General features: G+C 73.0%; 21 protein-coding genes. 17 read left to right on the forward strand and 4 right to left on the reverse strand.

The genetic code is table 11. The features are described from left to right. The first annotated feature begins 72 nt into the window (after positions 1 to 72). From ACZ514_RS00455 to ACZ514_RS00470, 4 genes are read left to right on the forward strand one after another with little or no spacing between them, the layout of a single operon-like run. A complete protein-coding gene (locus ACZ514_RS00455) occupies positions 73 to 915 on the forward strand; it encodes a nitrilase-related carbon-nitrogen hydrolase (protein WP_468173898.1) in 843 nt (280 codons plus the stop codon). Further along, on the forward strand, positions 912 to 2,207 hold the full coding sequence (locus tag ACZ514_RS00460; RefSeq protein WP_469123714.1) for an aspartate aminotransferase family protein: 1,296 nt from the start codon (positions 912 to 914) through the stop codon (positions 2,205 to 2,207). The genes ACZ514_RS00455 and ACZ514_RS00460 overlap by 4 nt, the downstream gene beginning before the upstream one ends. Before the next feature lie 10 nt (positions 2,208 to 2,217). Further along, positions 2,218 to 3,618, forward strand: coding sequence for a dihydropyrimidinase (gene hydA / locus ACZ514_RS00465; RefSeq protein WP_469123715.1), 1,401 nt, complete (start codon positions 2,218 to 2,220; stop codon positions 3,616 to 3,618). Between the two features lie 11 nt (positions 3,619 to 3,629). Further along, complete coding sequence (locus ACZ514_RS00470) at positions 3,630 to 4,631, forward strand: TIGR03842 family LLM class F420-dependent oxidoreductase (protein WP_468698230.1); 1,002 nt, start codon at positions 3,630 to 3,632, stop codon at positions 4,629 to 4,631. Positions 4,632 to 4,695: 64 nt separating this feature from the next. On the opposite strand, the gene ACZ514_RS00475 is transcribed toward ACZ514_RS00470, so the two are convergent. Then, the gene (locus ACZ514_RS00475; RefSeq protein ID WP_468175834.1) at positions 4,696 to 5,214 is read right to left on the reverse strand and encodes a hypothetical protein; all 519 of its coding nucleotides are present in this window, start codon (positions 5,212 to 5,214) and stop codon (positions 4,696 to 4,698) included. A 383-nt stretch (positions 5,215 to 5,597) separates the two neighbouring features. On the opposite strand from ACZ514_RS00475, the gene wsfD reads away from it, so the two are divergent. From wsfD to ACZ514_RS00490, 3 genes are all read left to right on the forward strand, one after another. Continuing rightward, the gene (wsfD, locus tag ACZ514_RS00480; RefSeq protein ID WP_469123716.1) at positions 5,598 to 7,169 is read left to right on the forward strand and encodes a glycan biosynthesis hexose transferase WsfD; all 1,572 of its coding nucleotides are present in this window, start codon (positions 5,598 to 5,600) and stop codon (positions 7,167 to 7,169) included. Positions 7,170 to 7,516: 347 nt separating this feature from the next. Further along, entirely contained in the window at positions 7,517 to 8,491 is a 975-nt protein-coding gene (locus ACZ514_RS00485; RefSeq protein ID WP_469123717.1) for an alpha/beta hydrolase, read from the forward strand. 171 nt (positions 8,492 to 8,662) lie between these two features. Further along, positions 8,663 to 9,190 carry a hypothetical protein gene (locus tag ACZ514_RS00490; protein WP_468172808.1) on the forward strand — a complete coding sequence of 176 codons (528 nt, stop codon included), beginning with the start codon at positions 8,663 to 8,665 and terminating at the stop codon, positions 9,188 to 9,190. Positions 9,191 to 9,297: 107 nt separating this feature from the next. On the opposite strand, the gene ACZ514_RS00495 is transcribed toward ACZ514_RS00490, so the two are convergent. Together ACZ514_RS00495 and ACZ514_RS00500 are read right to left on the reverse strand one after the other, a co-directional pair. Next, positions 9,298 to 10,872: a M4 family metallopeptidase gene (locus ACZ514_RS00495; protein ID WP_469124169.1), complete on the reverse strand. Its 1,575-nt coding sequence runs from the start codon at positions 10,870 to 10,872 to the stop codon at positions 9,298 to 9,300. A 195-nt stretch (positions 10,873 to 11,067) separates the two neighbouring features. Beyond that, positions 11,068 to 12,111, reverse strand: a complete 1,044-nt coding sequence (locus ACZ514_RS00500) for a M4 family metallopeptidase (RefSeq protein WP_468698223.1) — start codon at positions 12,109 to 12,111, stop codon at positions 11,068 to 11,070. Between the two features lie 288 nt (positions 12,112 to 12,399). Between ACZ514_RS00500 and ACZ514_RS00505 the strand changes: the two genes are divergently transcribed. The 3 genes from ACZ514_RS00505 to ACZ514_RS00515 all read left to right on the forward strand — a co-directional run bounded on the left by ACZ514_RS00505 (position 12,400) and on the right by ACZ514_RS00515 (position 15,271). Next, positions 12,400 to 13,224, forward strand: a complete 825-nt coding sequence (locus ACZ514_RS00505; protein ID WP_469123718.1) for an inositol monophosphatase family protein — start codon at positions 12,400 to 12,402, stop codon at positions 13,222 to 13,224. Between the two features lie 119 nt (positions 13,225 to 13,343). Then, positions 13,344 to 14,762 carry a phytoene desaturase family protein gene (locus ACZ514_RS00510; RefSeq protein ID WP_468172817.1) on the forward strand — a complete coding sequence of 473 codons (1,419 nt, stop codon included), beginning with the start codon at positions 13,344 to 13,346 and terminating at the stop codon, positions 14,760 to 14,762. After that, positions 14,762 to 15,271, forward strand: coding sequence for an O-acetyl-ADP-ribose deacetylase (locus ACZ514_RS00515; RefSeq protein WP_469123719.1), 510 nt, complete (start codon positions 14,762 to 14,764; stop codon positions 15,269 to 15,271). Before ACZ514_RS00510 ends, ACZ514_RS00515 begins: the two co-directional genes overlap by 1 nt. Positions 15,272 to 15,296: 25 nt before the next feature. On the opposite strand, the gene ACZ514_RS00520 is transcribed toward ACZ514_RS00515, so the two are convergent. Next, complete coding sequence (locus tag ACZ514_RS00520; RefSeq protein ID WP_468172823.1) at positions 15,297 to 15,773, reverse strand: Lrp/AsnC family transcriptional regulator; 477 nt, start codon at positions 15,771 to 15,773, stop codon at positions 15,297 to 15,299. 155 nt (positions 15,774 to 15,928) lie between these two features. Between ACZ514_RS00520 and ACZ514_RS00525 the strand changes: the two genes are divergently transcribed. The 7 genes from ACZ514_RS00525 to ACZ514_RS00555 all read left to right on the forward strand — a co-directional run bounded on the left by ACZ514_RS00525 (position 15,929) and on the right by ACZ514_RS00555 (position 24,289). After that, positions 15,929 to 16,945: a DMT family transporter gene (locus tag ACZ514_RS00525; RefSeq protein WP_469123720.1), complete on the forward strand. Its 1,017-nt coding sequence runs from the start codon at positions 15,929 to 15,931 to the stop codon at positions 16,943 to 16,945. Continuing rightward, the gene (locus tag ACZ514_RS00530) at positions 16,938 to 18,125 is read left to right on the forward strand and encodes an amino acid aminotransferase (protein ID WP_468172829.1); all 1,188 of its coding nucleotides are present in this window, start codon (positions 16,938 to 16,940) and stop codon (positions 18,123 to 18,125) included. The genes ACZ514_RS00525 and ACZ514_RS00530 overlap by 8 nt, the downstream gene beginning before the upstream one ends. Positions 18,126 to 18,558: 433 nt before the next feature. Beyond that, positions 18,559 to 19,176, forward strand: a complete 618-nt coding sequence (locus ACZ514_RS00535; RefSeq protein ID WP_468172832.1) for a hypothetical protein — start codon at positions 18,559 to 18,561, stop codon at positions 19,174 to 19,176. Then, entirely contained in the window at positions 19,173 to 20,390 is a 1,218-nt protein-coding gene (locus ACZ514_RS00540; RefSeq protein ID WP_468172835.1) for an MAB_1171c family putative transporter, read from the forward strand. Before ACZ514_RS00535 ends, ACZ514_RS00540 begins: the two co-directional genes overlap by 4 nt. Next, on the forward strand, positions 20,387 to 21,310 hold the full coding sequence (locus ACZ514_RS00545; protein ID WP_468172838.1) for a DNA-binding protein: 924 nt from the start codon (positions 20,387 to 20,389) through the stop codon (positions 21,308 to 21,310). The genes ACZ514_RS00540 and ACZ514_RS00545 overlap by 4 nt, the downstream gene beginning before the upstream one ends. Before the next feature lie 99 nt (positions 21,311 to 21,409). Continuing rightward, positions 21,410 to 21,889 (forward strand): DUF3574 domain-containing protein, encoded by a 480-nt coding sequence (locus ACZ514_RS00550; protein ID WP_468172841.1) that lies wholly within the window; start codon positions 21,410 to 21,412, stop codon positions 21,887 to 21,889. Positions 21,890 to 22,219: 330 nt separating this feature from the next. Then, entirely contained in the window at positions 22,220 to 24,289 is a 2,070-nt protein-coding gene (locus ACZ514_RS00555) for a SpoIIE family protein phosphatase (protein WP_469123721.1), read from the forward strand. Position 24,290: the final 1 nt, after the last annotated feature.

The raw sequence follows: 24,290 nt of genomic DNA on the forward strand, positions 1-24,290 counted from the left end.
GCCTACCTTCGACTCCCTACGGACACCGTCTACGTGCGTAGAAGCCGGCGTTCCCGTCGCGAGGAGCAGCTCATGGCCCAAGTCGTCCGCGCCGCACTCGTCCAGGCCACCTGGACCGGAGACACCGAGTCGATGATCGCCAAGCACGAGGCGCACGCCCGCCGGGCGGCCGCCCAGGGCGCTCGGATCATCGGCTTCCAGGAGGTGTTCAACGCCCCCTACTTCTGCCAGGTCCAGGATCCCGAGCACTACCGCTGGGCCGAGCCCGTTCCCGACGGCCCCACCGTCCGCCGGATGCGGGACCTGGCACGCGAGACCGGCATGGTGATCGTCGTCCCGGTCTTCGAGCGGGAGGGCGAGGGGTTCTACTACAACACCGCCGCCGTCATCGACGCGGACGGAAGCTACCTCGGCAAGTACCGCAAACACCACATCCCCCAGGTCAAGGGCTTCTGGGAGAAGTTCTACTTCCGCCCCGGCAACCTCGGCTGGCCCGTCTTCGACACCGCCGTCGGCAAGGTCGGCGTCTACATCTGCTACGACCGCCACTTCCCCGAGGGCTGGCGCCAACTCGGCCTCGGCGGCGCCCAGCTGGTCTACAACCCGTCCGCCACCTCCCGCGGCCTGTCGGCCTACCTGTGGCAGCTGGAACAGCCCGCCTCCGCCGTCGCCAACGAGTACTTCATCGCCGCCATCAACCGCGTCGGCCAGGAGGAGTACGGGGACAACGACTTCTACGGAACCAGCTACTTCGTCGACCCGCGCGGCCAGTTCGTCGGCGAGGTCGCCAGCGACAAGGAGGAGGAACTCCTCGTCCGCGACCTGGACTTCGACCTGATCAAGGAGGTCCGCGACCAGTGGGCCTTCTACCGCGACCGCCGACCCGACGCCTACGGAGGACTCGTACAGCCGTGACCAACCCCATCCCGCTGCACAGCCGCCACCACACCGTCCTGCCCGACTGGCTCGCGCTCTACTACGACCGCCCCATCGAGCTCACGCACGGCGAGGGCCGTCACGTCTGGGACGCCGACGGCAACCGCTACCTCGACTTCTTCGGCGGCATCCTCACCACCATGACCGCCCACGCCCTGCCCGAGGTCACCAAGGCCGTCGCCGAACAGGCCGGGCGGATCATCCACTCCTCCACCCTGTACCTCAACCGGCCCATGATCGAGCTGGCCGAACGGGTCGCCGCGCTGTCCGGCATCCCCGACGCCCGGGTCTTCTTCACCACCTCCGGCACCGAGGCCAACGACACCGCCCTGCTGCTCGCCACCACGTACCGCCGCTCCAACCAGATCCTGGCGATGCGCAACAGCTACCACGGCAGGTCCTTCTCCACCGTCTCCGTCACCGGCAACCGGGGCTGGTCCCCGACCAGCCTCTCGCCGCTCCAGACCTACTACGTCCACGGCGCGGTCCGCACCCGCGGTCCCTTCGCCGGCCTCGACGACAGGGCCTTCACCGCCGCGGCCGTCGCCGACCTGGAAGACGTACTCGGCCAGGCGCGCGGGGGAGTGGCCGCGCTGATCGCCGAGCCGGTCCAGGGCGTCGGCGGGTTCACCTCCCCGCCCGACGGGCTCTACGGAGCCTTCCGCGAGGTCCTCGACCGGCACGGCATCCTGTGGATCAGCGACGAGGTGCAGACCGGATGGGGCCGCACCGGCGACCACTTCTGGGGCTGGCAGGCCCACGCCCAGAACGGCCCGCCCGACATCCTCACCTTCGCCAAGGGCATCGGCAACGGCATGTCGATCGGCGGGGTGGTGGCACGGGCCGAGGTGATGAACTGCCTCGACTCCCACTCCATCTCCACCTTCGGCGGCTCCCCCGTCACCATGGCGGCCGGGCTCGCCAACCTCGCGTACCTCCTGGACCACGACCTCCAGGGCAACGCCCGCCGCGTCGGCGGTCTGCTCCTGGAGCGGCTCCGCGCCATCGCCGCCCACGTACCCGCCGTACGGGAGGTCCGCGGCCGGGGCCTGATGGCCGGAGTGGAACTGACCGTGCCCGGCACCGACCGGGCCGACCCGCAGGCCGCCGCCGCCGTCCTGGAGGCCGCCCGCGCGGGCGGGCTGCTCCTCGGCAAGGGCGGCGGGCACGACACCAGCGTGCTGCGCGTCGCGCCGCCGCTCTCCCTCACCGTCGCCGAGGCGGAAGAGGGCGCCGGGATCCTCGAACAGGCGCTGCGCAGCATCCAGTAGGGGGACGCACATGAGCATCCGTACGCTGATCAGCGGCGGCCTGGTCGTCACCGCCGCCGACGAGCTCCACGCGGACGTCCTGGTCGAGGACGGCCGGGTGGCGGCCCTCGCCGCACACGGCTCGGCGGCCGCCGCGGCCTGGACGGCCGACCGTACGATCGACGCGAGCGGGAAGTACGTCATCCCCGGCGGGGTCGACGCGCACACCCACATGGAACTCCCCTTCGGCGGCACCGCGGCCTCGGACACCTTCGAGACCGGCACCCGCGCCGCCGCCTGGGGAGGCACCACCACCATCGTCGACTTCGCCGTGCAGAGCGTGGGCCGCTCGCTGCGCGAGGGGCTCGACACCTGGTACGAGAAGGCCGACGGGAAATGCGCGGTCGACTACGCGTTCCACATGATCGTGTCGGACGTGAACGAGCACACGCTGAAGGAAATGGACGGACTCGTCGAGGAAGGCGTGAGTTCGTTCAAACTGTTCATGGCGTATCCGGGGGTCTTCTACTCGGACGACGGGCAGATCCTGCGGGCCATGCAGCGCGCTTCCGCCAACGGCGGGCTGATCATGATGCACGCCGAGAACGGCATCGCGATCGACGTGCTCATCGAACAGGCCCTGGCGCGCGGGGAGACCGACCCCCGCCACCATGGCGAGGTCCGCAAGGTGCTGCTGGAGGCCGAGGCCACCCACCGCGCCATCCAGCTCGCCCGCGTCGCGGGCGCCCCGCTGTACGTGGTCCACGTCTCGGCGGAGGAGGCGGTCGCGGAGCTGGCCGCCGCCCGCGACAAGGGCCTGCCGGTCTTCGGCGAGACCTGCCCGCAATACCTGTTCCTGTCCACCGACAACCTCGCCGAGCCCGACTTCCAGGGCGCCAAGTACGTCTGCTCCACACCGCTGCGCCCGCGCGGGCACCAGGCGGCCCTGTGGCGGGGGCTGCGCACCAACGACCTCCAGGTGGTCTCCACCGACCACTGTCCGTTCTGCTTCCGGGGCCAGAAGGAGCTGGGCCGGGGCGACTTCTCCAAGATCCCGAACGGGCTGCCGGGGGTGGAGAACCGCATGGACCTCCTCCACCAGGCGGTCCTGGACGGGCACATCAGCCGCCGCCGCTGGATCGAGATCGCCTGCGCGACCCCGGCCCGGATGTTCGGCCTCTACCCGCAGAAGGGCACCATCGCGCCGGGTTCCGACGCCGACATCGTCCTCTACGATCCGCACGCCGAGCAGGTCATCTCCGCCGAGACCCACCACATGAACGTGGACTACTCGGCGTACGAGGGCAGGCGGATCACCGGACGCGTCGACACGGTCCTCTCCCGCGGCGAACTGGTCATCGACGGGCGCGAGTACACCGGCCGCGCCGGCCACGGGACCTTCGTCCACCGCTCCACCTGCCAGTACCTGTAAGGAGAGTCCCCATGGACTTCGGCCTCGTCCTCCAGACCGACCCGCCGGCCTCCCAGGTGATCAGCCTCATGAAGCGGGCCGAACGCAACGGCTTCCGCTACGGCTGGACCTTCGACTCGGCCGTGCTCTGGCAGGAACCGTTCGTCATCTACAGCCAGATCCTCGCCCACACGCGGAAGCTGCGCGTCGGCCCCATGGTCACCAACCCGGGCACCCGCACCTGGGAGGTCACCGCCTCCACCTTCGCCACCCTCAACGACATGTACGGCAACCGTACGGTCTGCGGGATCGGCCGCGGGGACTCCGCGATGCGCGTCGCCGGCCGCGCCCCCAACACCCTGGCCCGGCTCGGCGAGGCCATCGACGTCATCCGTGACCTGGCCGAGGGCCGCGAGGCCGTCGTCGACGGGAACCCGGTCCGCATCCCGTGGATCCGGGACGGCGAACTCCCCGTCTGGATGGCCGCGTACGGGCCCAAGGCCCTGGCCCTGGCCGGGCAGAAGGCGGACGGGTTCATCCTCCAGCTCGCCGACCCCTACCTCACCGAGTGGATGGTGAAGTCGGTGCGGGACGCCGCGGCAGGGGCCGGCCGCGACCCGTCCGCCCTCACCATCTGCGTGGCGGCACCGGCGTACGTGAGCGCGGACCTGGCACACGCCCGCGACCAGTGCCGCTGGTTCGGCGGCATGGTCGGCAACCACGTCGCGGACCTGGTCTCCCGCTACGGGGAGCACTCGGGCCTGGTCCCGGACGCCCTCACCGAGTACATCAAGTCCCGCCAGGGCTACGACTACAGCCACCACGGCCGCGCCGGAAACCCGTCCACCGACTTCGTTCCCGACGAGATCGTCGACCGCTTCTGCCTGCTGGGCCCGGTGGAGGCGCACATCGAGAAGCTACGGGCCCTGCGCGACCTCGGCGTCGACCAGTTCGCCGTGTACGACATGCACGACGCGCGGGAGGCCACCATCGACGCGTACGGACAGCACGTCATCCCGGCCCTGGCCGGCTGACCCCTCGCCGGCCCGGCCCCCGAGGGGGCCGGACGCGGGCCATGACCCGTCCGGATCCGCACCCTCACGCCGTGATCGGCGCGACCTCGTGCGCCGTGACGGAGCACACCCACACCGCGCCGGTCCCGGCGCGCCTCGCACGGGTCCCCACGCGATGTTCGGGGCATGTCGGCCAGATCAGCCAGTCCCGATCGGCCAGGAGACACTGGAGGCCCTCCGCCGTCTCGACCAGGATGTCGTCGGGCGTGATCCCCTGCACGGGTTCGCCCCCCACCGACACCCGGCCGGCCGGTTCCAGCGGGGATGGCGGCTCGGAGTCGACGGCGACGCCGACCACGCGCCCCGTGTCCCGCTCCAGATCCGCCAGCAGCGCGGCCACGGCCCGCCGTGCGAGCGTGAGCCGCCGCTCGACCAGCAGCGGGGCGAAGTACGACGCGGGCATGGCGCCATTGCGGGTGAAAACATCCCACAGGAACGCGCCTGTGTCTGCCGAGTGCAGCCCGGCTTCCAGCTCCACGTCGAGCCCTTCGGAGAGCCTGCGCAGCCAAGCGGTGAATCCTTCGTCGCGGGGTGTCGGTTCCACGTCTTTCCCGTTCTGAGGATTCGCCGGATCGGACCCGGCTCGCCGAGGGCCCCGGCCGGCCGGAGACCGTGAACCCGGGCCCCGGGCCCGGGTTCCGGCAAGGGTACCGGCCCGCGTCGGCGAGGCCATCGGTGTCATCCGGGACCTGGCCGGGGGCCGCGAAGCGCTCGTCCACGGCGGGACGCCCGCCTCGAGGGCCGCGTTACGGGCCCAAGGCCTTCGCGCCGGCGGAGGTAGGCTGTGGCGCGGCGGCTGTCCCAGGTCCGCCGGACCGACGGCCGGCGACCCCCTTGGACCAGCGCCCCGGGCCTCGTCCCGCTCATGGTGGTTCGCATCGCTGCCGCCGTGGAGGGCATGTCGAACAAGTGGACTAATATGCCCGGGTGAGTGACCAGAGTACGCATATGCGAATACCGGGGGTGTCGGAGCGCCGTGCGGCGGGCGTCTCCGCGCGCCTGGCGGGATTTTTCGGCCGCTGGTGGGTGTTCGGCCCGCTGATCGGCCTGGCCGCCGCCGTGGCGATGGCCGTCCGGATCTTCCACAACGGCCCGATCGGGATGGCGGACAACGGTGACGGTCCGTCCCGGATGTGCGCGCTCGATACGTCCGTCCACCTCGACAAGGGGTCCGCGTGGTGGTTCCACTACGCCAATTTCCGGTATGACCAGGCCAGGCCGGAAGCGTGCACGTCCGCGAACACCTACCCGGGCAGCGGCAAGTGGATGCCCATGCTGGCCCGGCCCCTGAGTCACCTGCTCGGCTATCCGGGGGCGATCGACCTCCGGGCGCAGGCGCTGCTCTGGTGCGCCCTGGTGGGCGTGGCCTTCGCGGTCTTCGCCGTCGCGCTGCGGGGCCGGCTCCTGGTCCGCCTGCTGGTCTGTGCCGCACTGTTCCTGGTGGTCGGGGACTCGGTGGTGGCGGGGTACGCCGCTTCGCCCTTCAGTGAGCTGGCCGGGCTGACCGGGTTGCTGCTCGCCACCGCGGGTGCGGTCCACCTCGGCGGTTCGCCCCGGGCGAGACTCGGCGGGCTGGTGCTGTTCACCGTCGGGTCGGTCACCCTGGTGGGCTCCAAGATGCAGGCGCTCACCATGGCCGTACCCCTCCTGGCGCTCCTGCTCTGGTCCAAGGTGCCGGTGGGCCGGCTCGCCGGGCGGTTCTCCGCCCGGGTACTCCCGCTCGCCGCCGCGGTGGTGATCGGCGCGGCGGGCACGCACACGCTGCTCTTCCAGATGGAGGCGTTCAAGGAGATCAACCGAACCGAGATGATCTTCGTGGGCATCATGGGCAAGAGCCCCGATCCGGGCAAGGACGCCGTCGAGCTCGGGCTGCCCGCCGATTTCGGCCAGTACGCCGGGCTGAACTGGTGGGGGGAGAAGGCGCCCCAGAAGGATCCCCGCTGGCCCGAGGTGCGGGACCGCATCACCTACACCAACATCGGTACCTATCTGGCCAAGCACCCGGGCGTCGCCCTCCGGATCGCCGACGGCGGGCTGGACGACTTCGCCGCCTCCCGGCCGGACAACCTCGGCTCCTACCCCGTCAGCGCGGGCAAGCCGGCCGGTGCGCAGGAACACCGGCTCGCCCTCTACACCGGATTCCTGCGGACCCTCGGCGGCGGCTGGGTGCTCGGCCTCCAGTTCGCGTTCGCGGCCGCCGGCGTCTGGTGGCTGCGCCGCAGCCCGGACCATCCGCGCCGCCGTGCCTTCCTGGCCATGATGATCTGCCTGGGCGGAGCGACGCTGACCCAGTTCGTCACCGCCATGTACGGCGAGGCCATCGAGAACACCAAGCACCTGATCTACGGCATCTTCGCCACCGGCCTGGCCTTCGTGCTGACGGCCGCCACGGTGCTGTGCACCCCCGACTCGGTGCGACCCGCGGCCGAGGAGGAGGCTGAGGAGGACACGACCGCAGGGAGCGGGCGCGCGGCCCTCCCGGCGCTGGTGAAGGCCTGAGCCACAGGACTGCGCCTCACCTCCTGCGGCGGCGGGGGCCCGGGCCGCCGTCGTGGGAGGACGGCCTGCGCCGCCGCCCGGTGTCGGGGCGGTGACCACCCTGCTGGTCGCCGCCCCCGCGACTGGCCACCTGGGTGCGCGACTTCCTGCGGTCACCGCGTCCCAGCAGCTGCGGGGGTTGTCCGATAACCCGAACAGGCCAGGTTAGGATTCCACGGCAGCGCAGCGCGCCCGTCGCGGCCCCCTGCCGTAGAGCTGCTGTCGGTGCGTTTCCGTACAGGGCGTTTCGCCCAGCGCTTTGGAGAGTTCTCGCCGTGTTCGGTCAGCCTTCCCGTTCCCGTGCCGTCGTGACCGGCGCCACCGCCGTGGCCCTGGCCGTCGCGCTCGCGGGCTGCGGGGGTACCAAGGGGGAGAAGGGGAAGAAGGGTTCGGCGGTGGCGGGCGCGCCGGCCGCCGTGGTCCCTTCCCCCTCCGCGGCCGGAAAGGTGCAGATGCCGGCCGGTCCGGCCGCCGCCCTGACCAAGGCCCGGGACACCGCCGTCGGCCCGATCATGACGACCAGGCTGGCCGGCCCGAAGTCCGGTGTCACCGGCCAGGTGTGGGTCTGGCTCCCTCCCGAGTACCACGACCCGAAATACGCCAGGACGGGCTTTCCGGTACTGACGCTGTACGCGGGCGGGCAGAGCAACGGCTACAACACCTGGGCCGGCAGCGAGCTGCCGATCCAGGAGGAGGACGTGCGGCTGGCCAAGGAGGGCAAGGCCCATCCCTTCATCATGGTCATGCCGGTGCAGAACTTCAGCGGCGACGAGAAGAAGGCGCTGGACTGTTCCGACATCCCCGGCCAGCCCAGGATGGCGACCTGGATGGCCCAGGACGTCCCGGACTGGATCCGCGCCAACTTCCGTACCCTCAAGGGCCGCGACAGCTGGGGCGTCATGGGGGCGTCCACCGGAGGGTTCTGCAGCGCCAAGCTCGCTCTGCAGTACCCGGACGTCTACAAGGCCGCGGTGCCGATCGACGGCTACTTCACCCCGGACTCGCGCCTGTGGCAGGGGCACGGCGCGGAGAAGGCGGCCAACAGCCCCGACCAGCTGGTCACCCAGGGCAAGGCCGACGTGAGGATGCTGGTCACGGCAGGCGGTGCCGACGCCTACGAGAAGAACGTCGTCAAGAGCTGGATGGCCAAGGCGGTCCCGCCGGTGTCCATCGAGTACTACGAGCAGCCCGGCGGCAAGCACCTCACCTCGGACTTCAGGAAGATGATCCCGGACACCCTGCAGTGGCTCACCAGGAACCTGGAGGGCCCCGCCCACGACTGACCTTCCCCGGCTACCCGGGGGTACGTGCGCCCTGGTGCGCCCTGGTCGGGCGGGCGCCGCCCGGTCGGCGGGGTCGCCGCCCCGCTTGTCGTGCGGGGGCCACGGGCTCCGCCGACAATGGTGGTACCAGGGCTGTGAAGGTCAGCCCGCCCATCCGAGGGGATGGACCTCATGAACCGCAGACTGTGTCTCACCCTCCTGACACCACCCCTCGCCGCGTCCCTCGCGCTCGGCACGGCCGCCGGCGCGCACGCGATGAGTGCACAGGCTCCCCAGGCCGCCACGGTCGCCCCGGCGGCGGTCTGCGCGGTGGTGCGGAACACCGACGCCGCAGGCCAGGCCACCTTCTCCCTCCGGGGCGAGGGGTTCAAGCAGGGGCAGAAGGTCACGTTCATCGGACCGAGCCATTCCGGATCTGGCTTCACCGTGGACGCCGACGGTGCGTTCGTCGTGCCCGACGCCAAGGACGGTCAGTACCACATCTCGGTGGACGACGGCGAGAGCGTCGTCAAGTGCGCCAGGGCCAAGACCGAGCAGTCGCAGAAGGCCGAGGAGAAGGCCAAGGGCTTCACGGACGGCTACAAGGCGGTCAAGGCGAACTGCCAGGCCAAGCCGCCGCAGGGAATAGCCCCTCACACCGAGACCTACAACAAGGCCTGGAACGAGGGAGCGGCCAAGGCGGCCGCCGAATTCTGCTGAGGGGCCACCCCGACCGACGTGGAGCGCTGGCGCACGGCCCGGGGCCGGCGGGCCCAAGGGCGGGGCGAGGCGCCGGGAGCGGGCATGCTTCCGGCGCCTCGAGCGGGTCAGTTGACGTTGACGGCCTTCCAGGCGGCCGCCACCTGCTGGTACTCCGGGCCGGAGGCGCCGTAGAGGTCGGCCGCCGCCTGGAGGGTCGCGGTGCGCGCGCCCGCGTAGTTGGTGGTCGAGGTCATGTAGGTGGAGAGCGCCTTGTACCAGATCTTGTACGCCTTGGTGCGGCCGATCCCCGTGACGGTGGAACCGTCGTAGGTCGGGGAGTCGTAGGACACGCCGTTGACCGTCGTGGCGCCGCTGCCCTCGGAGAGCAGGTAGAAGAAGTGGTTGCCGACGCCCGAGGAGTGGTGGACGTCCAGCCGGCCGACGGTCTTGGACCAGTAGTCGGCGGAGACGCCGTCCTTGCTCGGCTTGTCCATGTAGCGCAGCGGCGTGCCGTTGCCACGGATGTCGATCTTCTCGCCGATGAGGTAGTCGCCGGTGTCGGCGGAGTTGTTGGCGAAGAACTCCACCGAGGTGCCGAGGATGTCGCTGGTCGCCTCGTTGAGGCCGCCCGACTCGCGGCTGTAGTTCAGCTTGGCCGTGGCGGCCGTCAGGCCGTGGCTCATCTCGTGGCCCGCGACGTCCAGTGACGTGAGGGGCTTCTGGTTGTTCGCACCGTCGCCGTAGGTCATGCAGAAGCAGCTGTCGGACCAGAACGCGTTGACGTAGGCGTTGCCGTAGTGGACGCGGGAGTACGCCGCCTTGCCGTCGCCGGCGATGCCGTTGCGGCCGAGCTCCGACTTGTAGAAGTCCCAGGTGACGGCCGCGCCGTAGTGGGCGTCGACGGCGGCGGTCTGCCGGTTGGCGGGGGTGCCGTCGCCCCACGCGTCGTCCGCGTCGGTGAAGAGGGTGCCGGTCGCGGTCGAGGACGCGCCGTTCAGGTCGTAGGTCTTGTGGCCGCCGCGCGCGGCGTCGGTCAGGCTGTACGCGGAGCCGCTCTGCGTGGTGCCGAGGGGCACGGTGCCGGAGTAGCCGCTGGTGCCGGTCCCGGTGTGGATGGCCTCGTACGCGTAGAGCTCGGCACCCGTCGCGGCGTCCGTGATGACGTGGCGCTCGCTGGGAGTGCCGTCGGCCTCGGTGCCGTTGACGACGGACTCGTAGGCGAAGACCGGTGTGCCGGTCGCGGCCCACACGACCTGCCGGGCGCCGGCGGGAGCGGGCTTCAGGCCGCGTGCGGCCGCCGGGGCGATGCGGGCCTCGGTGCCCTTGGTCGTCTTGCGGCTGCCGTCCTTCTTCTGGTGGACCACCAGGTCACCGCCCAGGACGGGCAGTCCGGCGTACGTGCGCTCGTAGCGGGTGTGCACCGTGCCGTCGGCGTCCTTGATGACGTCCCGCGCCACGAGGCGTTCCTCGTCGGAGAGGCCGATGGCGCGGGCGGTGGTCGCCGCCTCGCTCTGCGCGGTGGATATCGCCTGGGCCCGGGCGCTGGACGACAGCGTGAGGGCGGTCGCGCCCGCCTCCCGTTCGGCTGCCGCGCTGACCGTGCCGCTCTGGACCGCGACCGCGACCATCGCGGCGGAGGCGACGACGGCGGCGGTGCGCAGCGTACGGGTGCGGGTGCGGGAGGTGGGGGAAGAGGACATGGGGTGGGTCACTCGCTCTCCTGGTGTCGTGGGGGACGCCACGGAGATTGCCAGAGAGGAGCCACCTAATGACAGGTACGCAACAATTATTTGACCTGCTGTTGTCCGGAGAGCGGGGATCGATGTCCGCTCAACGACCGAAACCGGAGCATTCCGGCGCCCGCCCCCGGTGCGGCGGGCGCCGGGCGGCCGGTCCTACTGGACCCCGGGGATGTGGCGGTCCTTGAACGCGGCCCGGACGGCGTCCGCCGCGCTCTGCCCGTACATGCTGCGGGCGGTGTCGATCGTGGCCAGCGCCGCCTCCCGGAAGCCGGTGTCCGGAGCGAACCGGAACTGGGCGTTCACGATGATGCGGTCGGCGGTCCGGGCACCGAGGGCCCCGCGGATGTCGAACAGGGCCCGGGACCAGATCTCGCCGTCGGCGTGGACCTCGCCCACCCGGTCCTCGTACACCTTCGTCCCGTCGATGCGGCGCAGGCAGTGCGGGGCGGCGCTGTACGGGACCGAGTCCCAGTCGGCGACGCACGCCCGGTCCGCCACCCGCGGCCAGCCGTACGCGGCGGCCGCGTGGTCGCCGACCTCCACGGCCAGGTAGTCGCCGAAGGCCTCGCCGATCGCCCCCGCCTCCGGGGAACTGCCGAAGCCGGGGACCTGCGCGTGGTGCACGGCGTGCCCGTACTCGTGGACGATGACCTCGGCGTCCTCGGCGTCGTCCACACCGCCCTTGCCGAAGCGGATCTCGGCCTTCTTGTCGGTGAAGAAGGAGTTGTCGGCGCCCCACTGGTTGATGCGGACCGGCTGGACGCGGTCGTTGGCGCCGGGCAGCTCGCTGCCGAAGCCGAGGCTCTGGAGGTATTCCTGCGCCTCGTTGACCCAGAAGTAGGCCATGACCTGCTCGAACCGGTCGTCGGAGCGGTCGTAGCCCGCGGCGTCGGCCACCGAGGCCGGGGCGCCGGTCTCCGAGCGGACGGCGGCCCACTTGCCCGAAAGACCGCCGCTGCCGTCGAGGTTGCGCAGCGCGGCGGTCGCGTACGCGGAGGCGGGTATCGCGTCGGCGGAGTCCTTGGCGTCGCCGAGCGTCTGGTCGCCGGACGACTGCACGGGGTTGACCATGAACACGCGGCCCTGCGGCAGGGAGTTCGCGGGCCGGGGCGCGGTGGCCGAGGCGGGGACGGCGAGACCGAGCAGTGCGACGGCGGCGGTGGCCGTCGCGACGAACCCGCGGGGTGTGCGGGGCATGGACATCCTCCTGTGAGGGGTACGGGATGGCGGAGAACGGAGCGGTCCGCGTGGTGCGGACGCGGCATCCTTGCGCACGTGCGGCTCCTTTGACCAGGCCTCGGGACCGCACGGGCGCAGCGGACCGGTGGAGCGGACCGGCGCAGCGGGCGGGCGGAGCGGACCGGCGGACCGTACGGGCGCGGTCCCGGTCCGGTCCGCGGCCGTTCACCGGGCAGCACCCCCGTGTACGGAACGCCGACCCGGAACGGCGGGGGGTTCGTCGGCCGCACGTGATTTGCTGGGGGCATGATCGATGAATTTCCGGCCCTTGACCCGTCCGCAGTCGACGAAGCCGTCCGCAAGGCCGCGGCGGTCGAGATCATGCCCCGGTTCCGCCAGCTCGCCGCACACGAGGTGGACCAGAAGAGCGGCCCGCACGACCTCGTGACCGTCGCCGACCGGAAGGCCGAGGAACACCTCACCGCCTCCCTGACCCGGCTGCTCCCCGGCTCCGCCGTGGTCGGCGAGGAGGCCGTGCACGCCGACCCGAACGTCTACGGGGCACTGCGCGCCGACGCCCCCGTGTGGATCGTCGACCCGGTCGACGGCACCCGGCAGTTCGTCAACGGCGACCCCGGCTTCTGCACCCTGGTGGCGCTCGCCCTGCGCGGCGAGATCCTGGCCTCCTGGACCTTCGCCCCGGCCCTGGACGAGATGGCCACCGCCGTACGCGGGCAGGGCGCGTACGTCAACGGCGAGCGCCTCCACAGCGGTTCGCCCGAGCCCGGCGCCGAGCTGCGCGTGGCGATGGCGCACCCGCTGTACACGTCCGAGGAGGACCGGCGGAACCTGGCCCGGCTCGACGTGCCCGGGGTCGCCGCCCGCCCGTGCGGTTCGGCGGGCCTGGAGTACCTGAAGGTGGCGCGCGGGGAGATGGACGCGCTGGCCTTCACCTGGCCCTCCGCCTGGGACCACGCGGCCGGACTGCTGCTGGTCGCCGAGGCGGGCGGTGCGCAGAGCACCGTCGACGGGGTCCCCTTCCGGGTGGACCGGGACAACGCCCTCCCGTTCGCGGTCGGCCGTGACGAGGCCACCGCCGTCCGCGTCCGCGAACTGCTGCGGGGCGCGTAGCCGCCGCGCCGGGCGCCGACGTCCGCGGAGCACCTCCCCGCCCCGGCCGCGGGAAGGGCTCCGACGGCAGGGCCTAGGCTGGAGGCAGTGGCCGTCGCCGGACGAAGGAGCTGTTGTCAGTGCCGTCGATTCTCGACGCAGTCGTGGTGGGGGCGGGGCCCAACGGCCTGACGGCCGCGGTCGAACTCGCCCGCCGGGGGCACTCGGTGGCCGTCTTCGAGGCCGCCGGGACGATCGGCGGCGGCGCCCGCACCGAGGAACTGACCCTCCCGGGGTTCCGGCACGACCCCTGCTCCGCCGTGCACCCGCTCGGCGCCGGCTCCCCGGTGTTCGCGACCATGCCGCTGGCGCGCTACGGGCTGGAGTGGCTGCACGCCCCGCTGCCCATGGCGCACCCCTTCGACGACGGCACGGCGGCCGTGCTCGCCCGTTCCGTGGCGGAGACGGCGGCCTCCCTCGGGCCGCGCGACGCGGGCGCGTACCGGCGGCTGGTGGAGCCGTTCCTCGGCAGGTGGGACACCCTCGCCCGGGACTTCATGTCCCTGCCCAGCACCGCCCTGCCCCGCGACCCCCTCACCCTGGCCCGCTTCGGCCTCGCCGGACTGCCGCCCTCCACCTGGCTGCTGCGCCGCTTCCACGACGACCGCGCCCGCGCCCTGTTCGCCGGACTCGTCGCGCACGTCATGGCCCCGCTGAACGGGGTCGCCACCAGCGCCGTCGGCCTGGTCTTCGCCCTCGCCGCGCACGCCGGCGGCTGGCCGATGCCGCGCGGCGGCTCGCAGTCCCTCTCCGACGCACTCGCCGGCTACCTGACGGACCTCGGCGGCACCCTGCACACCGGCTTCGAGGTCAAGCGGCTCGACGACCTGCCCCCGGCCCGCGCCTACGTCTTCGACACCTCGCCGACCGCGCTGGCCCGGATCGCCCGCCTCGGCCGGGCGTACGACGGCTACCGCTACGGCGCGGCGGCCTTCAAGCTCGACTACGCCCTCGACGGCCCCGTGCCCTGGACCGCCGGGGCCGCCCGCAGGGCCGGCACCGTCCAGATCGGCCCCGGCAGCCGCGACATCGACGCCGCCCTCCAGCTGGCCACGGGCGGCCGCGCCCCGCGCGCCCCCTTCCTCATCACCGCCCAGCCCAGCCTGGTGGATCCCGGCCGGGCACCGGAGGGCAAGCACGTCTTCTGGGCGTACGGTCACGTCCCCCAGGGCTGGGACGGAGACCTCACCGAGGCCGTCGAACGGCAACTGGAGCGCTTCGCCCCCGGCTTCCGCGACCTGGTGCTGGCCCGCGCCACGGCGGGGCCGCCGCAGCTCGCCGCCCGCAACCCCAACTACGTCGGCGGGGACATCGCCTGCGGCGCCGCCTCGGGCCTCCAGCTCCTGCTCCGGCCCAAGCTCACCCTGTCCCCCTACACCACCGCCCACCCCGCCGTCTTCCTGTGCTCCTCGGCGACCCCGCCGGGCCCGGGCGTGCACGGCATGTCCGGCCACAACGCCGCCAAGGCGGTCTGGCGGCACCTGCGGAAGGCCGGCTGATGGTACGCATCACCCTCGTCCAGGGCGACATCACGGCCGAGGAGGCCGACGCGATCGTCAACGCGGCCAACTCCTCGCTGCTCGGCGGCGGGGGAGTGGACGGCGCCGTCCACCGGCGCGGCGGCCCCGAGATCCTGGCCGCCTGCCAGGACCTGCGCCGGTCCCGCTACGACAAGGGCCTGCCGGCCGGCCGGGCCGTCGCCACCACCGCCGGCCGGCTGCCCGCCGGGCACGTCATCCACACCGTCGGCCCGGTCTGGTCCCGCGACGAGGACCGCTCGGAACTCCTGGCCTCCTGCTACCGCGAATCGCTGCGCGTCGCCGACGAGCTGGGCGCCCGCACGGTCGCCTTCCCGGCGATCTCCACCGGCGTCTACGGCTGGCCGATGGACGACGGCGCCCGCATCGCGGTCGACACCGTCCGGACCGCCCGCACCTCGGTGGAGGAGGTCCGCTTCGTCCTCTTCGACGCCGCGGCCTACGCGGTGTTCGCGCGCCGGCTCGGCTGATCCGGCTCCGGTGGCGAACCGCGGGTCACCGCGCCCGGCCCCCCGGGGTGGGGCGCGGGTAGGTCCGGGACCGCTTCACGCTGCCGTACGCGAAGCTCGACTCGATCGACGCGATGCCGGGGATGGCGTGGATGCGGTGGCGCACCAGGGACTCGTACGCCTCGAGGTCCTCGATGACCACCCGGAGCAGGTAGTCGCTGCTGCCCGCCATCAGGTAGCAGTCCTGGATGTGCTCGATGACGGCGACGTGCTCCTCGAACAGGGCGACCGCCTCCGCCGTGTGCCGCTCCAGGCGGATGCGTACGAAGACGGTGATCGGGAGGCCGAACGACACCTGGTCCACCACCGCCGTGTAGCCCCGGATCAGGCCCGCCTCCTCCAGCCGGCGGACCCGGCGCAGGCAGGGGGAGGGGGAGAGGCGGACGCGGTCCGCGAGGTCCTGGTTCGAGAGGCGGCCGTCGGCCTGCAACTCCCGGATGATCTGCAGATCGACCGCGTCCACGGCTGCTCCTGGGGCCTCTCCGCCATTTCTTGGCAGATCCTGCCCCAAACGTATGTCCGAGCGGCAGAACTGGCAATCGGCTGCCCCGGCGCAAGCCCTAACGTTGCCCGGGAACGGGCCGGACCGGCCCGCTCTCACAGGCTGGAGAAGATCCCTTGGTCGCGACCCCCACCACCGGCGCGGCCGCGCCTCACGACGCGGCGGTCCCGCCGGCCGGCGACCCCCGCCGGCGCGGACCGTCACCGCAGGCCGGGGGGATGGCCGCGCTGCTGGTGACCGTGGCGATCTGGGCGGCCTTCGCGCTCAGCGCGCGCGGCCTGAGCGCCTCCACCCTCGAGCCCGCCGACGCGGCCCTGCTGCGCTTCGGCGTCCCGCTCCTCGTCCTGCTGCCGGCCCTGTGGCGGCGCAGGCGCCGCATCGCCGCCGTGAAGCCGGCCGCCGCCGCCAAGATCGTCTGCGGGGCGGGGGTGCCGTTCTTCCTCGCCGCCATGCACGGCGGATCCCTGACCTCGGCCGCCTTCGTCGGCTCGATCGTCCCCGGCATGGTCCCCCTCTTCGTCGCCGCGCTGATGGCCGCCCGGGGGCACGGACTGCCCCGGGGCACGCAGGTGGCCGGGCTCGCGCTGATCGCGGCCGGGGTGGCCGCCCTCGTCTGGCGGTACGTCGTCCCGGTCGACGCCGACGTCCTGGAGGGAGCGGGCACGCTGCTGGTGGCCAGCGGCCTGTGGGCGCTGTACACGGTGGGGCTGCGCGACGTCGACCTCGACCCCGTCGGGTCGATCGGGCTGCTGTGCCTGCCCTCCTTCGCCGTGATCGGGCTGCTGGTGCTGACCGGAGTCCTCCCGACCGGCCTCGCGCACGCCACCGGCGGCGACGTCCTCACCTTCCTCGTCGTGCAGGGGCTCGGGGTCGGGCTGTGCGCGGGCCTGCTGTACGCCTTCGCCATCCGCCGGCTCGGCGCAGAGCGCAGTTCCGTCGTCGGCAGCCTCAGCCCCGTCGCCGTCGTCCTCCTCGCCGTTCCCGTCCTCGGCGAGTCCCCGACCCCGGCCGTGCTGATCGGCGTACCGCTGATCACCGCCGGGGTGGTGCTGGCCAACCGGCGCCGTACCGCCGTTCCTGCCCGTCCCCCCGTCCGTCCGCGTCCCCGCCCCGAGGTCCCCGCAGATGCTTGAGCTCCTTCCCCCGCCCCCCACCGACCCGCTGTGGGACCTGACGTACGAGTTCGGCTCCGACGAGCGGGCCGAGCGGCTGAACCTGGTCCTCGGCGTCTACCGCGACCACACCGGCCGCACCCCGGTCATGGCGGCCGTCCGCGAGGCCGAGATACGCCTCGCCGAGCGTTCCGAGTCCAAGGAGTACCGGGGGCTCTCCGGCAACGCCGCCTTCAACCGGGCCCTGCTGGACCTGGTCCTCGGACCGCAGGGGCCGTCGGACCGCGCCGCGGCCGTGCAGACCGTCGCCGGCTCCGGAGCGCTGCGCCTGCTGGCCGACCTGGTCTGCCGCACGCGCCCGGGCACCACGGTGTGGATCAGCGACCCCGCCTACGTCAACCACCGCCCCATCCTGGAGGCCGCGGGCCTGGAGGTCCGCACCTTCGGCTGGTGCGACGCCGAGGGCGGATTCGACGCCGCCGGCGTCCTGGACGGCCTCGCGGGGGCGCGGCGCGACGACGTCGTCCTGCTCCAGGGGTGCTGCCACAACCCGACCGGGGCCGACCCCGCGCCGCAGGACTGGGCGGCGCTGGCGGAACTGGCGGCCCGGAATGGCTGGGTCCCCTTCGTCGACCTCGCCTACCACGGACTCGGCGACGGGCTGGAGGCCGACCTGGCGGGCACGCGCCTGCTGGCCGAGCGGGTCCCGGAGATGCTCATCGCCGTGAGCTGCTCCAAGAACTTCGGCCTCTACAGCGACCGCACCGGCTGCGCCATCGTCCTCGGCGCGTCCGCCCGGGCGGTGCGGCACGCCGAGACGGCCCTGCAGAACGCCGCCCGGACCCTGTACTCCATGCCGCCCGAGCACGGGGCGGCCGTCGTCACCACGATCCTGGACGACGCGGGGCTGCGGGACCTGTGGCGCGCGGAACTCGACGCGATGCGCGGCCGCATCGAGGCCAACCGGGCGGACCTGACCGCCCGCCTCGACGCCATGGGACACCGGGCGCAGGCGCGTTCCCTCGCCCGGCAGCGGGGCATGTTCTCGATGCTGCCGCTGACGGCACAGGAAATGCTCCGGCTGCGCCGGGAGTACGCGATCTACGGGACCACCGCCGGGCGCATCAACATCGCGGGCATCCCGGCCGACCGGATCCCCTGCCTCGCGCGCGGCATCGGGGGAGTGCTGGCGGGCCGCTGACGAGCCGAGGGGGCGGCGGCCGGCGTGGAGCGGAAGCGCCGGGGGCGCGCGGACGGCGGAGCGCGGAAGTGAGGGAACGCGCGGACCGTTCCGCGCACACCCCCGGACGTGACAGTCCCCGGTCGTCCCGCCGGTGCCATGAGCCATCCGCCGTCGCCGATGGCTCCCGTGGTCCGCGAGAACGGCCGGGGGCCTGGCCAGAGCCTGGACAAGGGTCACGCGGGCCCCGGGACGTCTCCCGAGGGAGGTGCGGCTCTTTCCGGTATTCCGGTGTATCACCGATTTTCCTCCGCGTCATCCCGTAGTCAAGGGGAATGGGCGGATGAAATCCCGGAGCGAATGGCCGGATAGAACTGGCCTTGCGCAGGGCTGAGTTGGGGTGTGGCATCATGGCCGCATTGTCCGACCGCTGGGTTCGCCGGAGGACTGAGGGATGAAGTTACCTGGCTCCGCGTTACCGGCGTCGGAGGACAGGCGGCTCAGGCGCCGTCTCAAGAAGGTCCGCCACACCTGCGAGGGACTGCTCGCGCAGTGGGGCATGGAGCACGGATGCGGCATCGACGAACTCCACGCATATCTCAGCGAGCAGCGCGGACGCCCCATCCATTTGATTCCGACGGCCTTCCCCGAGCGGCATCTCTTCGGTGTATGGCTGAAAACCGATGACTTCGACATCATCGCCTTCGAGAAGGCCGCTTCGGCGTCGCACAAGGAACACATCATTGCCCACGAGCTCGCCCACATCGCCTTCGACCACAACGGATCCGTCCAGCTCGATCAGCTCGGCGGCCCCGCCGAGGCACCGGCAGCCGGTGCCGACGGCTCCGGCGGGCTGTTCTCGGACGTCGACCCCGAAGCCGTCCGCGGCGTGCTGATGCGCTCCCGCTACAGCGACGACGAGGAACAGGAGGCCGAGACCATGGCCTCCCTGATCCTCGCCCGGGCCACCAAGCGGTGGACCGAGCGCGCCTGGGGCGTGCCGGACGAGGCCGCCGAGATCGTGGCCCGGATCGAGAGCGGGCTCGGCAGGCCCGACCAGGGGCCCGCGTGATCTACACCGTCCTCGCGTGGGTCTGCGCCTTCGTGGGCCTCGCGGCCTTCGCCTACCGGCTCCCGGACCTGCTGCGCCGGAGGAACGACATCGCCCTGTGGGCGCTGTGCACCTACTTCCTGTGCTCCGGGATCAGCTTCCTCGTCGACCTGGACCAGCTCCGGCTGCACATTTCCGCCTTCTTCGGCCTGCCCAACATCACCTCGCTGATCACCCAGGCCGCCGTGGTGGTGCTGACCGCCGCGCAGCAGGTCGTCCTCGTGTACTGGTCCTCGCCGCCCGCCGAGGCCCGGCGCATGGCGCGCCGCCGCGTCCTGTTCTTCGGGGCGGCCCTCGCGGTCCTGGTCGTCGCCTCCTTCGCCGTCGGCCCGGTGGCGCACTCGGAGACGGCCACCTCCACGATCCTGCTCAGCATCCAGCACGGCAGCTACGCCCTCTACATGTCCTTCTACCTGCTGATCTGTGCCGTGGGCCAGTTCGAGACGGTGCGGCTGTCGCTGCGCTTCACGACGATGGCCAACCGGCAGTGGCTCAAGGTCGGCATGCGCACCGTCACCGTCGGCGCCAGCATGATCCTCGTCTACTGCGTCACCCGCGGCATCCAGATCGCCGGGACGCGCCTGGACTTCGACGCGGCAGCGCTCGACCCGATCCAGTGGACCTGCGGCAGCGTCGGCGCCCTCCTCCAGATCGCCGGCTGGACCATCCCCTCCTGGGGCATCCGCATCACCCGCGCCCGGGGCTGGGCCCGCAGCTACCGCTCGTACCGGCGGCTGCGGCCCCTGTGGTGGGCGCTGTACGAGGCCACGCCCGACATCGCGCTGGACCCGCCGCGCTCCTGGCTGCGCGACCTGGTGCCGCCCCGGGACCCGCACTACCGCCTCTACCGGCGCGTCATCGAGATACGCGACGGCCAGCTCATCCTGCGCACCTCCCTCTCCCTGGAGGACTTCGTCCGCGTGGCCCGCTCCCTGGACCTCCCCGAGGACCCCACCTCCCCGCTGGGCGAGGCGCTCCAGGTGCGCGCCGTCCTGAGCCGCCCGGCCGAGGAACGGGCGGAGCGCGCCGAGCGGGCCGACACCTCCGACATCCCCGCACGGCCCCCGTACGAGGACTTCCGCGACGAGGTGGACTGGCTCAGCAAGGTGGCCTCCTCCTTCGACGACCTCGGCCAGCGCCGCGCCGGCGGGGTCGACGCCGGCCTGCTGTCATGACGGCGCCGGGCGGCCCGCCGGGCGGCGCCGAGGCCCGTGACGCGGCGGTCCGGCTCGCCGTACGCACCATCGGCCGCCTCGTGGCCCTGGACACCGAGCGCGGCGCGACGGCCGCCCTGCCCGCCGTACGCGAGGCCGTGCGGCGGATCCCGGAACTGGCGGCCGACCCGGCGGCCCTGCGCGGGTACGACCCGGACCGGCTCGCGGCCCTCGCCGAGCTGAGCGAGGTCATCGGCTGGATCCTCTTCGACGCGGGCCGCTACCGGCGCGCCCGGCGGATGAACGCGCGGGCGCTGGCCCTGGCGGAGCTGTGCGGCGACCGCTGGACGGCCCGGCTGGTCCTGCTGAACCACAGCATGCTCACCGCCCACACCGGACGGCCGCGCGCCGCTCTGGAGGCCGCGGCCCGCGTGGACGGGCCACGGCCGCTCCCCGCGAGGGTCGCCAGCCTCGTCCTGATCCGGCAGGCCCACGCGACGGCCCTGCTCGGCGGCCGCGGGGAGCCGCTGGAGCTGGTGTCCCGCGCCCGCAGCCGGTTCCTCGACGGCGTCTCCCGGCGGGACCCGCACTGGGCCTGGTGGATCGACGAGACCGAACTCCTGGGGCACGAGGGCTGGGTGCAGGCCAGGCTGCGCCGCTGGGACCGGGCCGTTCCGCTGCTGCACCGGGCGGCCACCGCCCCGGGCCCCTCCTACCGGCACCTGTTCACGGCGCAGCTGCTCGCGGCCCTCGCGGGGGCCGGGGCCTGGCGCGAGGCGGAGGAGCTGATCGCCCGGGTCGCTCCGGGCGCCGCCGCCATCGGGTCGGTACGGACCACCGAGACCCTCGGCGGGACGGCGCGCGCCCTCCGCCGTGACGCGGGCGTTCCGGCCCGGCTGCGGGACGCGGCGGCCTTCCTCCAGGAATCGCTGCCCGCGTAGGACCCCGCAGGACCGGCAGCCGGACCGCCCGTCGGGCGGGGCCGCGGACCAGCGGGTCCGCGGATCACCGGACAACACACGGACAGACAGGACGACCCCATGCGCCCCTTAAGGATCTCCACGCCCGCCGCCGGTCTGCTGGCGGCGGCCGCGCTCCTCTTCGCCTTCGGCGGACCGGTGTCGCAGGCCTCCCTCGGCACCGGCACCGCCTCGGCGGCGTCGGCGGAGGCGGACGCCGCCGCGACGGGCAGTGCGTACGTCTCGACGCACCTCTACTTCGGTACCGGCAGGCACGACGGGCACCCGCCCATCACCGAGGAGCAGTTCAACCAGTTCATCGCCGATGTGGTCACGCCGCGCTTTCCTTCCGGGCTGACCCTCCAGGAGGGCCGTGGCCAGTGGCGTGACAAGGAAGGCGACATCAACCGGGAGAGATCGTACGAGCTGACGGTCATGTACCCGGTGCGCGAGGCCCACGCCCGCAACGCCGACATCGAGTACATCCGCAACCTCTACTGCACCATGTGGGAGCTGGAGTCGGTCGGCCGGGCCGACGTCCGGGCGACGGTCGACTTCTGACGGACGACCGGTCCGGGGGCCGCCGCAGGACGACCGCGTCCCGCCGCGGCCCCGGTCCGGGCCCCCGGGCGGGGCCGCCCGCCGTGCTCGCCCCGGGGCCGCCCGTCCGCGGCGGCTCCGGCCGCTTCCCGCGGCCCGGAAAGCCGGGTACGGTGATCGCCACGACGGGCCGGCCCGTGGGCCGCCTCCGGCGCCGCCGGCCGTCCGGCGCGGCGCCGGCCGCCGCCGGACTCCCCACCGGGTGCCGGCGTACGACGCAGAGCCCCGCGCCGGGCCCTCGGATAGGGTGAACCGGTACGAATCAGGCCCCCTCGGGGTGAGGTCGGTGCATTGGACACTTACCAGTCGACGAGCAAGGTGCCCGATCCGCCCGCGGCGGCGGTCGGGTACGCCGGCGTACTGCGCGAACTGCTCCCCATCGCCCTGTGGCGGGAGGACGCGGACGGCCGCGTCGTGGAGTGGTCCCTGGCAGCCCAGGACCTGCTGGGCCACCGCCCCGAGGACATCCTCGGCCGCCCCGGCACCGCCGTACTCGTCCCCGAGGCCAACCGCCGGCTCGCCGACGACCTGACCCGCCGCGTCCAGGCCGGCGAAACCGTCGTCGGCACCCTGCCCGTGCGCCACCGCGACGGCCACCGGGTGGCGATGGAGATGTGGATCGTGCCCGCCGCCGACCCCCAGGGCCGCACGGGCGCCATGCTCATCGCCGTCGAGACCTCCGAGGTCCTGCGCATGCGGGACTCCCTCGCCGCCCTCCAGAGCCTCTTCACCCAGTCACCCATCGGCCTCGCCACCCTCGGCCCCGACCTGCGCTTCTTCCGCGTCAACGACGCCCTCGCCCGGATGAACGGCGTCCCCGCCGCCGACCACCTCGGCAAACGCCTCACCGAGGTCGTACCCGGCGTCAACGCCACCGCCCTGGAGGCCACGATGCGCCAGGTGCTCGAACAGGGCACCGCCGTCGTCGACGTCCGCCGCACCGGCCGCACCCCCGCCGACCCCGACCAGGACCGCACCTGGTCCTGCTCCTACGCCCCCCTGCTCGACGGCAGCGGCCGCCCCCTCGGCCTGATCGCCTCCCTCATCGACATCACCGAGGGCCAGCGGGCCCAGCTGGAGGCAGAACGGGCCCGGGCCCGCTTCGCCCTGCTCGCCGAGGCCGGCACCCGCATCGGAACCACCCTCGACCTGCGCCAGACCGCCCAGGAGATCGCCGACCTGCTGGTCCCGCAGCTCGCGGACTCGGCCGACGTACAGCTCCTCGAGGCCGTGCTCGACCCCGACGAGAGCGCCGTCGCCGCCGCCTCCACCCACGGGCTGCTGCGCAGGCTCGCCGCCACCTTCCCCGACCCCTCGGCCCCCACCTCCCGCCTCGCACCGGGCCAGACCTTCCGCCTCCCCGCCGGGACCGTGTACGAGCGCGTCATCGCCGAGGGCGTCCCCATGAACCTGTACGCCTCCGACATCCCCGCGCTGATCACCGACCCGCGCGCGGACGCCCTGCGCGACTACCTGGCCACCCTCGGATCGGCCCGGATGGTGCCCCTGGTCGCGCGCGGCAAGGTGCTCGGCGCGGTCGCCGTGACCCGGCTGCGCTCGCGCGAGCCCTTCGACGCGCAGGACTGCGTACTCATCGACGAACTCGTCGCCCGGGCCGCCCTCAACATCGACAACGCCCGGATGTACACCGGCCAGCGCCAGGCGGCCCTCACCCTCCAGCGCAGCCTCACCAACAGCGCCCTGCCCGACGTGCCCGGCCTGGAACTCACCGGCCGCTACCTGCCCGCCAGCGAACACGACGTCGGCGGCGACTGGTACGACGTCATCCAGCTGCCCCGCGGCCGCACCGGACTCGTCATCGGCGACGTCATGGGCCACGGCATCCACGCGGCCGCCGTCATGGGCCAGCTGCGCACCGCCGTGCGCACCCTCGCCCGCCACGACGTACCGCCCGCGCAGCTGCTCCGCTCCCTCGACGCGGTCGTCGCCGACCTCGGCGAGGACGTGATGGCGACGTGCGTCTACGCCGTCCACGACCCGGCAGCGGGGGGCTGCGTCATCGCGCGCGCCGGCCACCCGCCGCCCGCCGTGGCCGGCCCCGACGGACGGGTCGCCTTCCTCCAGGGCCCGCCCAACACCCCGCTGGGCACCGGCGGGCGGGAATTCCGCACCGAGGAGGTCCCGCTGCCCCCCGGCAGCCTGCTCGCCCTCTACACCGACGGGCTGATCGAGTGCCGTGACCGGGACCTCGACGAGGGGATGGACCGCCTCGCCGGAGTCCTGCGCCGGGCGGGCCGGCCGCTGGAGGAGCTGTGCGACGGCATCCTGGCGCGGCTGCTGCCCGCCGCCCCGCAGGACGACGTGGCCGTACTGCTGGCCCGTACCGCCCGCGCCGGGTGAC

The sequence above is a fragment of the Streptomyces sp. NPDC034086 genome, from assembly GCF_055575515.1.

What these genes read in the sequence shown, in the direction of transcription:
- ACZ514_RS00455 (WP_468173898.1), top strand. Translation starts at nt 73, where the DNA reads ATGGCCCAAGTCGTCCGCGCCGCACTCGTCCAGGCCACCTGGACCGGA.
- hydA (WP_469123715.1), top strand. Translation starts at nt 2,218, where the DNA reads ATGAGCATCCGTACGCTGATCAGCGGCGGCCTGGTCGTCACCGCCGCC.
- ACZ514_RS00470 (WP_468698230.1), top strand. Translation starts at nt 3,630, where the DNA reads ATGGACTTCGGCCTCGTCCTCCAGACCGACCCGCCGGCCTCCCAGGTG.
- ACZ514_RS00490 (WP_468172808.1), top strand. Translation starts at nt 8,663, where the DNA reads ATGAACCGCAGACTGTGTCTCACCCTCCTGACACCACCCCTCGCCGCG.
- ACZ514_RS00495 (WP_469124169.1), bottom strand. Translation starts at nt 10,872, where the DNA reads ATGTCCTCTTCCCCCACCTCCCGCACCCGCACCCGTACGCTGCGCACC.
- ACZ514_RS00500 (WP_468698223.1), bottom strand. Translation starts at nt 12,111, where the DNA reads ATGCCCCGCACACCCCGCGGGTTCGTCGCGACGGCCACCGCCGCCGTC.
- ACZ514_RS00505 (WP_469123718.1), top strand. Translation starts at nt 12,400, where the DNA reads ATGATCGATGAATTTCCGGCCCTTGACCCGTCCGCAGTCGACGAAGCC.
- ACZ514_RS00515 (WP_469123719.1), top strand. Translation starts at nt 14,762, where the DNA reads ATGGTACGCATCACCCTCGTCCAGGGCGACATCACGGCCGAGGAGGCC.
- ACZ514_RS00530 (WP_468172829.1), top strand. Translation starts at nt 16,938, where the DNA reads ATGCTTGAGCTCCTTCCCCCGCCCCCCACCGACCCGCTGTGGGACCTG.
- ACZ514_RS00535 (WP_468172832.1), top strand. Translation starts at nt 18,559, where the DNA reads ATGAAGTTACCTGGCTCCGCGTTACCGGCGTCGGAGGACAGGCGGCTC.
- ACZ514_RS00545 (WP_468172838.1), top strand. Translation starts at nt 20,387, where the DNA reads ATGACGGCGCCGGGCGGCCCGCCGGGCGGCGCCGAGGCCCGTGACGCG.
- ACZ514_RS00550 (WP_468172841.1), top strand. Translation starts at nt 21,410, where the DNA reads ATGCGCCCCTTAAGGATCTCCACGCCCGCCGCCGGTCTGCTGGCGGCG.